At 61.9% G+C, this 12,925-nt stretch carries 13 protein-coding genes; 3 read left to right on the forward strand and 10 right to left on the reverse strand.

What is annotated here, in order from left to right; all coding sequences use genetic code 11:
- Positions 1 to 169 precede the first annotated feature (169 nt).
- Positions 170 to 508 (forward strand): P-II family nitrogen regulator, encoded by a 339-nt coding sequence (locus tag AC0NIE_RS22710; RefSeq protein ID WP_095494897.1) that lies wholly within the window; start codon positions 170 to 172, stop codon positions 506 to 508.
- Between the two features lie 54 nt (positions 509 to 562).
- Positions 563 to 1,972, forward strand: a complete 1,410-nt coding sequence (glnA, locus tag AC0NIE_RS22715) for a type I glutamate--ammonia ligase (protein ID WP_202362972.1) — start codon at positions 563 to 565, stop codon at positions 1,970 to 1,972.
- 170 nt (positions 1,973 to 2,142) lie between these two features.
- On the opposite strand, the gene AC0NIE_RS22720 is transcribed toward glnA, so the two are convergent.
- Positions 2,143 to 3,183, reverse strand: a complete 1,041-nt coding sequence (locus tag AC0NIE_RS22720) for a glutamine synthetase beta-grasp domain-containing protein (RefSeq protein WP_473487428.1) — start codon at positions 3,181 to 3,183, stop codon at positions 2,143 to 2,145.
- A gap of 317 nt (positions 3,184 to 3,500) precedes the next feature.
- On the opposite strand from AC0NIE_RS22720, the gene AC0NIE_RS22725 reads away from it, so the two are divergent.
- On the forward strand, positions 3,501 to 3,695 hold the full coding sequence (locus tag AC0NIE_RS22725) for a DUF2735 domain-containing protein (protein ID WP_473487427.1): 195 nt from the start codon (positions 3,501 to 3,503) through the stop codon (positions 3,693 to 3,695).
- Positions 3,696 to 3,783: 88 nt separating this feature from the next.
- On the opposite strand, the gene AC0NIE_RS22730 is transcribed toward AC0NIE_RS22725, so the two are convergent.
- The 9 genes from AC0NIE_RS22730 to AC0NIE_RS22770 all read right to left on the reverse strand — a co-directional run bounded on the left by AC0NIE_RS22730 (position 3,784) and on the right by AC0NIE_RS22770 (position 12,885).
- A complete protein-coding gene (locus tag AC0NIE_RS22730) occupies positions 3,784 to 5,673 on the reverse strand; it encodes an MFS transporter (RefSeq protein WP_473487426.1) in 1,890 nt (629 codons plus the stop codon).
- A 287-nt stretch (positions 5,674 to 5,960) separates the two neighbouring features.
- Positions 5,961 to 6,752 (reverse strand): ATP12 family chaperone protein, encoded by a 792-nt coding sequence (locus AC0NIE_RS22735; RefSeq protein ID WP_473487425.1) that lies wholly within the window; start codon positions 6,750 to 6,752, stop codon positions 5,961 to 5,963.
- Positions 6,753 to 6,763: 11 nt separating this feature from the next.
- Positions 6,764 to 7,621: a DMT family transporter gene (locus tag AC0NIE_RS22740; protein ID WP_473487489.1), complete on the reverse strand. Its 858-nt coding sequence runs from the start codon at positions 7,619 to 7,621 to the stop codon at positions 6,764 to 6,766.
- Positions 7,622 to 7,689: 68 nt separating this feature from the next.
- Positions 7,690 to 8,670, reverse strand: coding sequence for an RluA family pseudouridine synthase (locus AC0NIE_RS22745; RefSeq protein WP_473487424.1), 981 nt, complete (start codon positions 8,668 to 8,670; stop codon positions 7,690 to 7,692).
- A 64-nt stretch (positions 8,671 to 8,734) separates the two neighbouring features.
- Positions 8,735 to 9,073 (reverse strand): DUF190 domain-containing protein, encoded by a 339-nt coding sequence (locus AC0NIE_RS22750; protein ID WP_287342270.1) that lies wholly within the window; start codon positions 9,071 to 9,073, stop codon positions 8,735 to 8,737.
- Complete coding sequence (gene crcB / locus AC0NIE_RS22755; protein ID WP_473487423.1) at positions 9,070 to 9,456, reverse strand: fluoride efflux transporter CrcB; 387 nt, start codon at positions 9,454 to 9,456, stop codon at positions 9,070 to 9,072. Before crcB (AC0NIE_RS22755) ends, AC0NIE_RS22750 begins: the two co-directional genes overlap by 4 nt.
- A gap of 110 nt (positions 9,457 to 9,566) precedes the next feature.
- Entirely contained in the window at positions 9,567 to 9,956 is a 390-nt protein-coding gene (crcB, locus tag AC0NIE_RS22760; RefSeq protein WP_473487422.1) for a fluoride efflux transporter CrcB, read from the reverse strand.
- Positions 9,957 to 10,035: 79 nt separating this feature from the next.
- Entirely contained in the window at positions 10,036 to 11,346 is a 1,311-nt protein-coding gene (locus tag AC0NIE_RS22765; RefSeq protein WP_473487421.1) for a replication-associated recombination protein A, read from the reverse strand.
- Positions 11,347 to 11,397: 51 nt separating this feature from the next.
- Positions 11,398 to 12,885: a DegQ family serine endoprotease gene (locus AC0NIE_RS22770; protein WP_473487420.1), complete on the reverse strand. Its 1,488-nt coding sequence runs from the start codon at positions 12,883 to 12,885 to the stop codon at positions 11,398 to 11,400.
- Positions 12,886 to 12,925: the final 40 nt, after the last annotated feature.

Genomic DNA, 12,925 nt, shown 5'->3' on the forward strand with positions numbered 1-12,925 from the left:
CATGACGCATCCAACGCAGCGAATGACGCGAATTTACCCCCCAACGCGGCATGGCATCGAAATCGCGTGATACCGCTTCGAATCCCCTCAAATTGGCACAATTCGTGCTTGAAGGAGGCGCAAGCGGGGCTCACAACCCGTCTTTTTGGCAGTGGAGGCCATTTTTTACATGAAAAAGATCGAAGCGATCATCAAGCCGTTCAAGCTAGACGAAGTGAAGGAAGCGCTTCAGGAGGCCGGGCTGCAAGGCATCACCGTTACGGAGGCCAAGGGTTTTGGCCGCCAGAAGGGCCATACCGAACTCTATCGCGGCGCTGAATATGTCGTGGATTTTCTGCCCAAGGTGAAAATCGAGGTCGTGCTCGGCGACGAGGCGGTCGAAGGCGCGATCGAAGCCATTCGCAAGGCGGCCCAGACCGGCCGCATCGGCGACGGCAAGATCTTTGTCTCCAACATCGAGGAAGTCGTGCGCATCCGCACCGGCGAAACAGGGATGGACGCGGTCTGAGCTTTCTGATTTCAGATCATTTCCTCGAAACGTCATCAGACAGGGAAACATGACATGACGACAGCCAAAGACATCATGAAGCAGATCAAGGACAACGACGTTAAATTCGTTGATCTGCGCTTCACCGATCCGAAGGGCAAGCTGCAGCACGTGACGATGGATGTCGTCGAGGTCGAGGAAGACATGTTTGCCGACGGCGTCATGTTCGATGGGTCCTCCATCGCCGGCTGGAAGGCGATCAACGAGTCCGACATGGTGCTGATGCCCGATACCGAGACGGTGCATATGGATCCGTTCTTCGCGCAGTCGACCATGGTCATCCTGTGCGATATCCTCGACCCGATCTCCGGAGAATCCTACAACCGCGACCCGCGCGGCACCGCCAAGAAGGCCGAAGCCTATATGAAGGCGGAAGGCATCGGCGATCAGATCTTCGTCGGCCCGGAAGCCGAGTTCTTCGTGTTCGATGACGTCAAGTACAAGGCCGACCCGTACAACACCGGCTTCAAGCTCGACTCCACCGAATTGCCGTCCAACGACGACACCGACTATGAGACCGGCAACCTCGGTCACCGTCCGCGCATCAAGGGCGGCTATTTCCCGGTGCCGCCGATCGACTCGGCGCAGGACATGCGCTCGGAGATGCTGACCGTGCTCGCCGAAATGGGCGTGCGGGTCGAAAAGCATCACCACGAAGTGGCCGCTGCCCAGCACGAACTCGGCATCAAGTTCGACACGCTGGTCCGCAACGCCGACAAGATGCTGATCTACAAGTACGTCGTGCACCAGGTCGCCAATGCCTACGGCAAGACGGCCACCTTCATGCCGAAGCCGGTCTTCGGCGACAATGGTTCGGGCATGCATGTCCACCAGTCGATCTGGAAGGAGGGCAAGCCGACCTTCGCCGGCAATGAATATGCCGGTCTCTCGGAGAGCTGCCTGTTTTACATCGGCGGCGTCATCAAGCACGCCAAGGCGATCAATGCTTTCACCAACCCGCTGACCAACTCCTACAAGCGCCTGGTGCCGGGCTATGAAGCGCCGGTGCTGCTCGCCTATTCGGCGCGCAACCGCTCCGCCTCCTGCCGCATTCCATTCGGCTCGTCGCCGAAGTCCAAGCGCGTCGAGGTCCGCTTCCCCGATCCCGGCGCGAACCCCTACCTCGCCTTTGCCGCCATGCTGATGGCCGGCCTCGACGGCATCAAGAACAAGATCCATCCCGGCCAGCCGATGGACAAGGATCTCTACGACCTGCCGCCGAAGGAACTGAAGAAAATCCCGACCGTCTGCGGCTCGCTGCGCGAAGCCCTTCAGAGCCTCGACAAGGACCGCGGCTTCCTGAAGGCCGGCGGCGTGTTCGACGACGACCAGATCGACAGCTATATCGAGCTCAAGATGGCCGAAGTGATGCGCTTCGAAATGACCCCGCATCCGGTCGAGTACGACATGTATTATTCGGTCTGACCGGATCGGCTAAGCGACAAACAAAACCCCGCCGGAGCGATCCTGCGGGGTTTTGTTTGGGATGGAGAAAATACTCAATCGAGCAGTTGGTGTAGTCGCCCTTGGCAAACGCCGACGCGACGAGGAGCAGTCACGACGCAGACACTCAGGTCCGCACCGTGACTACATGTTCAAGCGGCAGCCGAAACCTGGGCGCTGGTCGGGACGGAGGCGATCGTCTTCAGGATCTGCGAGGCGATCTGGTAGGGGTCGCCCTGCGAGTTCGGGCGGCGATCCTCGAGATAACCCTTGTAGCCGTTGTTGATGAAGGAATGCGGCACGCGGATCGAGGCGCCGCGGTCGGCAATGCCATAGCTGAACCTGTTCCACGGCGCGGTCTCATGCTTGCCGGTCAAACGCTTGTCGTTGTCCGGGCCGTAGACGGCGATGTGATCCATCAGGTTCTTGTCGAAGGCGGCCATCAGCGCCTCGAAATAGTCCTTGCCGCCGACCTCGCGCATATAGGCGGTCGAGAAATTGGCGTGCATGCCGGAACCGTTCCAGTCGGTGTCGCCGAGCGGCTTGCAGTGGTATTCGATGTCGATGCCGTATTTCTCGGTGAGGCGCTGCATCAGGTAGCGGGCCATCCACATCTGGTCGGCGGCCTTCTTGGAGCCCTTGCCGAAAATCTGGAATTCCCACTGGCCCTTGGCCACCTCGGCGTTGATGCCTTCATGGTTGATGCCGGCGGCAAGGCAGAAGTCGAGATGCTCCTCGACGATCTGCCTGGCGACGCTGCCGACGTTGCTGTAGCCGACGCCGGTGTAGTACGGGCCTTGCGGCGCAGGGTAACCGCTCTCGGGGAAGCCGAGCGGGCGGCCGTCCTTGTAGAAGAAATACTCCTGCTCGAAGCCGAACCAGGCGCCCTCGTCGTCGAGGATGGTTGCGCGCTTGTTGGATGCATGCGGCGTCATGCCGTCCGGCATCATGACTTCGCACATGACGAGCACGCCGTTTGTGCGCGCAGGGTCCGGATAGATGGCGACCGGCTTCAGCACGCAGTCGGACGAGTGGCCTTCGGCCTGCATGGTCGAGGAACCGTCGAAGCCCCACAGCGGAAGCTGGTCGAGCGTCGGGAACTCGGCATATTCCTTGATCTGCGTCTTTCCACGAAGGTTGGGAACCGGGGTGTATCCATCGAGCCAAATGTACTCGAGCTTGTATTTCGTCATTCTAGCCTCTCGTTGCTTTGATCACCGAACCTTGGACGGCGCTGGCGTGCCAGCCACCCTGCAGCCGACCTGCCGGACTATTAAAAAGCAATTCGTGTGCCATTCTCGCCGGCAAGGATGCGGCAGAAGTGACGCCGGATCCCGACAAAATTCATTGCGCCGTCACCGCAATGCGTCCGGATCAATCACAAGCACATTTCGCACAAATAATAGGCAACTACTGATCTTTTCGTAATCATGTTGCCTAACTGGATTGCAGAACCTATGTTCGGGAAAGATTGAATCGGCAAGGCTCTGCAGAATAAAGGAGACCGACAATGGAAATCACTCCTGCCCGTCAGTCGGCCAAAATCCTGATGTTCCCGGCGGCAGCGCGCGCTTCTGCCTCAAATTTAAGCGGAAAGGCTAAGTTCGCGGCAGAACTTGCTTCGTTGCGCAACCATACGGATTTCGGAAGCGGCTGGTATCACGAAGCGGCCATCGAGGAAGCGAGACAAGACCGGAAGAGCTAACCCCTTCCATTCGCCTCGCTTCTGACGAAATGCAAAGCCCGGCGCGATCACTCGCGCCGGGCTTTGCATTTTTGCTGTTAGGCCAGGATCAGGTCTTGGCGTGCAAGTTCGTTCCCAGCGTATCCCTGACGAAGATCATACCAATGACCAGCGACATCGCTGCGATCACCACCGGATACCAGAGGCCGTAATAGATATCGCCGCTGTAGGCGCTGAGCGCGAACACCGTTGCTGGCAGCAGGCCCCCGAACCAGCCATTGCCGATGTGATAGGGCAACGACATGCCGGTATAGCGGATGCGTGTCGGGAACATCTCGACCAAGATCGCCGCGATCGGTCCGTAGACCATGGTCACGTAAAGGACCAGGACGAACAAGATGCCGATGACCTTTGCCCAGTTGACCTGTTCAGGGTCGGCAAACATCGCAAAGGCGCCTGCTCCCGGGACATTGTAGACGGTGATCTCGGGCGCTCCCGCCGCGGCCTCGTCGGCCGTCATTAGCTTGTCCTTGATCGCCTGGTCGGCCGCAACCGTCGTCTTGTCGCCGGCGCGGATTGCGGCGGCGTCGAGCTTCAGTTCCGGATTGGCTGCGACGAAGGCGTCAAGCTTCTGGTCGGCGACCTTGGCCGCAGCACGCTTCAGCGGGTAGCCGCCGTCCTGCAACGCAATGTTGATTGCCTTCTTGAACGCGGCGTCGCTTGAAGCTGCCTTGTCTGCGGCTGCCACGGCATCATAGGACGTCACCGTTTCGTTGCCGATCTTGACACTGGCCGCGGTCCCCGCTGCCGCTGTCGTGACAATGTCATAGGGCACGGAGCTCTTGGCAAGGAAATCCGTCGCAATATCGCACGACGTGAGAGGCTTGCGCGTTCCGGTCGGATTGAACTGGAACTTGCAGTCGCCGGGCGCAGCGGTAATCGTGGCACGGGTGTTTTGCTGCGCAGTGGCGAGCGCCGGGTTGGCTGCCCAGGTCAGCGCCTTGAACAGCGGGAAGGTGGTGACGATCGCCAGCGCCAGGCCAGCCATGATGATCGGCTTGCGGCCAATCTTGTCGGAGAGCCACCCGAACACGACGAAAAAGATCGTGCCGAGCGCCAGCGCGATGGCGATCATGATGTTGACCGACTGGCCGTCGACCTTGAGCACGTTCTGCAGGAAGAACAGCGCGTAGAATTGGCCGTTGTACCAGACCACGGCCTGGCCGGCAGTAAGGCCGAGAAGCGCCAGAATGGCGATCTTGGCATTTTTCCATTGGCCGAACGCTTCCGTCAGCGGCGCCTTGGAACCCTTACCTTCGTCCTTCATCCGCTGGAATGTCGGCGATTCGGCGAGCGACAGGCGAATCCAGACCGAAATGCCGAGCAGGATCGCTGAGACCAGGAACGGAATGCGCCAGCCCCAGTCCGCGAAGTCTTCCTTGCTCAGCGAATTCTGCACGGTCAGGATGACGATCAGCGACAGGAACAGGCCGAGCGTGGCCGTCGTCTGGATCCATGACGTGTAGAAGCCACGACGATCGTCGGGTGCGTGCTCGGCGACGTAGGTCGCGGCACCGCCATACTCGCCACCGAGCGCCAGCCCCTGCAGCATGCGCAGCGCAACCAGGATGATCGGCGCCGCAATGCCCCAACTGGCCGCGCCAGGAAGTATGCCGACCAGGAAGGTCGACAGACCCATGATCAGGATGGTGACGAGAAAAGTGTATTTACGGCCGACGAGATCGCCGATGCGGCCGAACACCAGCGCACCGAACGGGCGCACGAGGAAGCCTGCGGCGAAAGCCAGCAGCGTGAAGATGTTGCGCGTTGTTTCGGGATATTGCGTGAAGAACGCGGCGCCGATCGCGGCCGCCAAAGTGCCATAGAGATAAAAATCATACCATTCGAAAACGGTGCCGAGTGAGGAAGCGAAGATGACTTTCTTCTCTTCCCGCGTCATGCCGCGGCTTACTCTGCCGGCGGTCGCTGCCATTGCCATGAATTTGTCCTCCCGTGATTTCTCGCTGTGCTTGATGCTGCGCGGTGTCGTGCCTAGACACGAACTCGGGCAGCAATCGCCGCGAGAAATGACAGAAAGCGCCGCCCAGAGGCAGCCCGCCTTTGGGATTATGACTTTGGTCCAATGCATCGGCCCGAAGATCGGAAAATCGATCTTCGGGCAGCATGATGCATGGATTCAAGGTGTTAGAGCGTACTTTGCACGTCCAACTGGAACGCACGCCGCTCCAATGTGCAATGCGAAACGAAAGAGGGCGGCGATTGCGGTCAGCCCTTGAGCGCCTCTAGAAGACCGACCGCCGCCATGAAATCGCGTTTGCGGTGGGCACGGCGGGCGACAGCCTCCGCGTCATGTCCCCAGTGCTCGGCCTGCCAGTCCTCGTCGACATGGCCGGCAGTCCAGGCGGCGTCGCCGTCGATCTCGCCGAACTCGACGGCCAGCGCCAGCAGCGCCGATCCCGTCAGCGACGTCATGACGTGGATGGCCGCCAGCCGTAGCGGGTCGGCACGCTGGGCAAGATGAACGCCGAGCACCGCGATGCTCTCGCGCGGCTGCTCGACATGGATCACCCCTTCGGCGAGGTGAAACCGGGCGCCAAGCGCACTCCGCGCCCAGTCGATGATGGGATCCCAATGTTCGTTCTGCCGGTCGACCAGCCCTTGTGGGGCATCGGCGCGATAGCAGAGCAGATCGGACGAGGCGAAGCGCAGGACGTCCTCCAGTACCGCCTGCGGGTCGCTGGCGACGCCGTCGATGGCCGTGTTGACCAGACGCATGACCGGCATCGTCATCGGGTCGATGGTCTCACCTTGCGCAGCGAACTCGTCAGCGACCAGCGCGGCCGCTTTTTCGGTCGGCAGCACCAGCAGCGCCTTGCCCGGCGTGCGAACCGGCTTGCCATCGAGATGAAGGGCAAAACCAGCTTCGGCCGGTGCGACCGAGACGGCTTTGTAGAAGCGTTTCGGCAGGTGCGTTTTCATCTGGATCTGGGCACGGCGTACCGGATCCGGATCGGAGAGCTGCTTTCCCGCTTCGAGGTCGTTGAGAATATCGCGCATGCCGGAGCCTTTCATCCGGGGATCTGTTTTCGGGCCGGCCGATTCACAATGATCAGGCCGGCTGCGATGAGGCCGAGTGCCAGGAAAATACGAATGGTCAGCGGCTCGTTCAAGAAGATGGCGCCGCACAGCACGCCGAACACCGGCGACAGGAAGGTGAAGCTCGACAGGCCCGATGCCGGATAGCGCCGCAGCAGCCAGAACCACAGCACATAGGTGAAGGCGACGATGTAGACCGCCTGAAAAAGCAGAGCCAAGGTCGGCAACGCGGCGAAGTCGCGGACAGGCGGCCCGGCAAAAGGCGCCACCAAGGCGCCGACCACGGCAGCGCCGGCCAATTGGTAGAGCAGCAATTTCTCGGCGCTCGTTTCCGCCAATTTCGTCCGCTTGATGACGATGTAGGTCAAGGCCCACAGAATGCCGGCGCCGAGACTGAGCAGGTCACCGGTCAATGTCGCACCATAATCGGCGCTCAACTGGTCGGAAAACACCGCGACCAGGCCAGCGAATGCGAGCAGAAGTCCGACGAGCCGGCGCACGGTGATGCGTTCGCCCAGCAGGAAATGCCCGCCGACCAATACCCAGAACGGCATGGTGTTGACCAGCAAGGTGTTGCGCGCGACGGTCGTCTGTTCGAGCCCGACATAGAGAAACAGGAACTCGAGACCAAAAAGCGCGCCTGCCAGAATGCCGGCGACAAGCGTTCCGTCGCGGGTAAAAAGCACAATACCGCGCCAGCGGCACCAGGCGAGAACGCACAGCCCGCCAATGATCGACCGTGCGATCGACAGGAAAACGGGATCATAGCCGGCATAGGAGATCTTGGCAGCGACGTAGTTCAGCCCCCAGGAAAAGGTCAGTCCGACCATGATGGCGGCGGCCGCTATGTCGACCCTGTCGCGGCGGTCGAGTGTATCGGTGGCGATACCCACTGGACCTAGTCCTCCGCGCTGGCCTCGTCGAAGCCGATCAGATTCCAGCTCTGGCGCATATGCGGCGGCATCGGTGCGGTGACGTCGATAAGACCCTTGTCGGGATGCGGGATGACGATGCGGCGCGCGTGCAGGTGCAAGCGGTTCTGCATGCCGCCGGGAAAATCCCAATTGGTGTCGGCCTCGAAATATTTGGGGTCGCCGATGATCGGGCAGCCGATGTGAGCGGCATGGACGCGAAGCTGGTGGGTACGGCCGGTATAGGGTTCCATTTCCAGCCAGGACAGGGTCTGCGCCGCCTGTTCGACGATCCGGTAATAAGACACCGCGTGGTCGGCACCCTTTTCGCCATGCTTGGCGACGCGAACGCGGTCGCCGTCGGGTGTCGGCTCCTTGATCAGCCAGGTCGAGATCTTGTCCTCGCGCTTCGGCGGCACGCCCTTGACCAGCGCCCAATAGGTCTTCTTGGTCTCACGCGCCCGGAACGCCTCGGCAAGTTTCATGGCGGCGAGCCTGGTGCGGGCGACGACCAGCACGCCTGACGTGTCGCGGTCGAGCCGGTGCACCAGACGCGGTTTCTCGCCCTTCTGGTTGCGCCAGGCTTCCAGCATGTCGTCGACATTGCGGGTGACACCCGAGCCACCCTGAACGGCAAGGCCTGCAGGCTTGTTGAAGACGAAGACTTTCGGATCTTCATGGATCAGCATCTTGGCCAGAACGTCGGCGTCGCCCTGGTTGCGGATCGAGTGACCGGTGAGCGGGCTCTCGCCCTTCTTGTCCACTTCGAGCGGCGGGATGCGGACCATCTGGCCCGGCTCGACGCGGGTATCAGCCTTCACCCTGCCACCGTCGACACGGATCTGGCCGGAACGCAGCAGTTTTTGCAGATGGCCGAAGCCAAGACCCGGAAAATGGGTCTTGAACCAGCGGTCGAGCCGCATACCCGCCTCGCCGGCCTCTACCGTGATCTGTTCAACGCCTGCCATAATTCCAATCGCCGTTTCGCTGGCATGCAACGGCATTCACCGGCACCCGCAACCTCACACTCGATCATTCGTTATCGGTTCCATATTGCAGAACCTGAACTTTCTCCAGTGTGATCAAACCACTTGTCATGATTGTTTCAAGGACGGGCAGGAAAGCGGCTATCTTTTCCTCGTCATCGACGATCTCGATCACAAGGGGCAGATCCTCCGACAGACGGAGGATCTTCGAGGTGTGAAGCCGGCTGGAATGGCCGAACCCCATCGCCCCGCGCAGGACGGTAGCGCCGGCAATCTGCATTTCGCGGGCCTTCAGCACAATCGCCTCATACAGCGGACGGCCGTCTGCCCTGTCGTTCTCGCCGATGAATATGCGCAGCAACTGCGCCTGTCTTGGTATCTTCATTGCCTGGATCCTCTCAGCCGGTTGAGGCGCACTGCAAGGATGTGGCCAAGCCAGACGGCGGCAAGCCACGTTACCACGGAGATCGCGATATTGGCCGCAGCCGCCATAAGCTTCCCGCTTTGCGCGAGGGTGAGCGTTTCAAGGCTGAAGGCGGAGAAGGTTGTCAGGCCACCGCAGAAGCCGGTCATGAAGAACTGGCGCTGCAACGGGCTGGCGAAGACGCGGCCATCCGGCCCCGTCAATGTCGCATAGAAGCCGATGAGGAATGAGCCGACAATATTCACGAGGAGCGTGCCGAATGGGAATCCATTGCCCCACAGGGCAGTGCTCGTCAGCGAGGCAAGCGCCCGCAGCACGCCGCCAATCATGCTGCCTGCGGCCACGGTCGCATAGATCCGAACCGCTTCGTTCGTTTTGCGCCAGCTAATAAGGCGCGCCGCATGCTCTGCTGCGGCGGTGTCCGTCCCGCCGGAGCGGAGCTTCCGCGGGCTGCTCATGGCGCCCCACTGCCAATCAGAAGACTTCCTGCGGCAAAGCCCAGCGTCACACCACCGAGGCTCAGAAAGACCGAAAGCAGCACATTGCCGCCGGCGCGCAGCCATTCGCCCTCGCGCGCCAGTGCCAGCGTCTGCTGGCTAAAGGAGGAAACCGTGGTGTAGCAGCCGAGGCCGCCGGTTGCGGCAAAGGCCCAGATGGCGGGCATGCTGTCGCGCGCCACCGCATGCGCAACGACACCGATCGCAAATGCCCCCGAAACGTTGACGACCATAGTGCCCCAGGGAAAGGTCTCGCCGACCCGGCGGGCGACGAAGCCGGACAGGAAGAAGCGGGCCATTGCGCCGATCGCGCCGCCAAGACAGACAAGCAACAGATGATACGTCATGCTCCCTCCTGCCGGTCAAGCTACGGTGTCAGGCACCTCGGGCCTTCTTGGTCTCAAGAGACCGCAGGGCCGCGCGAGCCTACTTTTGCCGCTCGCCGCGCAGCTTCGCCCAATAGTCGAGCCGTTTCCTGATATCACGCTCGAAACCGCGCTCGGGCGGATCATAGAATGTGCGGCGGCCCATCTTTTCCGGAAAATAATCCTGTCCGGAAAAAGCGTCCGGCTCGTCGTGGTCGTAACGGTAGCCGGCGCCGTAATCTTCTTCTTTCATCAGCTTGGTCGGCGCGTTGAGGATGTGTTTGGGCGGCAGCAGCGAGCCGAAGTCCTTCGCCGCCTGTGTGGCGGCCTTGAACGCGGTGTAGACGGCATTGGATTTGGGCGCGCTGGCGAGATAGACGGTGGCCTCGGCGAAGGCGAGCTCGCCCTCTGGCGAGCCCAGGTAGTCGTAGGCATCCTTGGCCGCATTGGCGATGACCAGCGCCTGCGGGTCGGCCAGCCCGATATCCTCCATCGCCATGCGCACTAGCCGGCGGCCGAGATAGAGCGGATCCTCGCCGGCGTCGAACATACGGGCGAGATAATAGAGGGCGGCGTCCGGGTCGGAGCCGCGCACCGATTTGTGCAGTGCCGAGATCAGATTGTAGTGGCCGTCCTGGCCCTTGTCGTAGATCGGCGCCCGGCGCTGGACGATGCGCTGCAGGCCCTCGGCGCCGAACACCTCGCCTGACTTGGCGGCGCGCCAGACCTCTTCGGCCAGCGTCAGCGCCGCGCGGCCATCGCCATCGCTCATGCGGATGAGCATCGCCCTCGCCTCGTCGTCGAGCGGCAGCGCCCTGCCCTCGGTCTCCTCGGCACGCGCCAGCAGTCTTGCGATGCTGTCCTCACCGAGCGAATGGAAGACCAGCACGCGCGCGCGAGACAGAAGCGCCGCGTTCAGCTCGAAGGACGGGTTCTCCGTCGTGGCGCCAACCAGCACGACGGTGCCGTCTTCCATGACAGGCAGAAAACTGTCCTGCTGGGTGCGGTTGAAGCGATGGATCTCGTCGACGAAGAGCAGCGTCTGACGGCCATTGGAGCGGCGCAGCTTCGCCGCCTCGAACACTTTCTTCAGGTCGGCGACACCGGAAAACACCGCCGATATCTGTTGGAAGGCAAGGCTGGTTTCGCCGGCAAGCAACCGAGCGACCGTGGTCTTGCCCGTCCCGGGCGGCCCCCAGAAGATCATCGAGCCGAGCGAGCCGGAGCCGATCAGCCGCGTCAGTGCGCCGTCGGGCCCGGTCAGATGCTCCTGGCCAACGACCTCGCCGAGGTTCTTCGGGCGCAGCCGGTCGGCCAGCGGCCTGCCGGGCGGCGCCTTTTCCGGTTCATCGACACTGAACAGATCGGCCATGCACTTCGTTTCGTTGGAGCGCGATCTCGTCCGAAGGATCGACGCTCGGGCTCAGTAACGCAACACCTGGCGCAGTATCTGCCCGCCGCGCTCGACGGTAAAGCGCCACCAGCGCGTCTCTTCCATGGCTGCCTGTTCCAGGGTCGCGGCGGTATCGATGGTCAAGCCATTGACCTCGCGAACGATGTCGCCCGGCTGGAAGCCGAAATCGGCTGCGGGCGAACCGCGATTGATGTCGACCACAGCAACACCCTTGACATCGGCACGCATGCCGAGCCGCTGGGCGAGCCGGGGCGACAATTCCGCAACCTTGGCACCGGAAAACGGGCTGCGACCGCGCAGTGTCACTTCCGCGAGTTTTGCACCTTCCGGCGCGCGCTCCAGCGCGATTTCCATCGTCGCTTGCTGGCCTTTGCTGAGGACGGCGAAGCTGGCATTGGTGCCGATCGACAGCGTCGCAATCCGGTAATCCAGCGCCTCGATACTCTCGACCGACGTGCCATTGAGCGACAGCACGACATCGCCGGGCTTGAGCCCCGCCGTGGCCGCCGGCCCTGCTTCTTCGACGGACGAAACCAGCGCCCCGGTCGGGGTCTCCAGACCGAGCGATTCGGCGATCTGCGGCGTCACGCGCTCGAATTCGGCGCCGATATAGGGCCGCTCGAAGAAGTCGCGGCCGGCCTTGGCCGCATCGGCAAACGCGCGAACCATGTTGGAGGGAATAGCAAAGCCGATGCCGATCGAGCCGCCGCTGCGGCTGTAGATCGCCGTGTTGATGCCGACCAACTGGCCACCCATGTTGATCAGCGCCCCCCCGGAATTGCCGGGGTTGATCGCGGCGTCGGTCTGGATGAAGAAACTGGAATCGGAAACGCCGATGTGGCTGCGGGCAAGCGCCGAAACGATGCCGCTGGTGGTGGTCTGGCCGACACCGAAGGGATTGCCGATGGCCAGCAACAGGTCGCCAACCTCGAGCGCGTCGGAATCGCCGATGGCGACGACCGGAAATGGCTTGTCGGCGGAGATCTTGAGCACGGCGAGGTCAAGCGTCTCGTCCTTGAGCAGCACCTTGCTGTCGAATTCACGCCCGTCCGCGGTGGCGACCTTGACCTGATCGGCGTCCTTGATGAGGTGGAAATTGGTGACCACTATGCCTGTCGGATCGACCAGCACGCCGGAGCCGAGCGAGGACTGCGCACGCGGCTGCGAACGGCCGAAGAACTCTTCGAAGAAAGGATCGCCGTCGAAGGGCGACCTCAACTTGGCCGTTTGCGAGGCATAGACATTGACCACGGCCGGCGCCGTCTGCTTGACCAGCGGCGCAAAGGACAGTTGCACCTCCTCGCGGCCAAACGGCACGCGTTTGTCTGGACCGGAGGTGGCATTTTCGCCTTCGGCGCCGCGCAGCATGTCGGTCAGCACATCGGACAGCCCGGGATCGGGCTTGGTGTCCTGAGCCAGCGCCTGCCTGGCCGCCGGCACGACTGCCAGCGCCATCAAGGCGCAGAGTAGAACAAGGGACATCCGTTTTACGCGCATTCCGAGTCCTCCGGGTCGGGCGCCATTGTCCCGACGATTG

The organism is Mesorhizobium sp. WSM4842 (genome assembly GCF_055901575.1).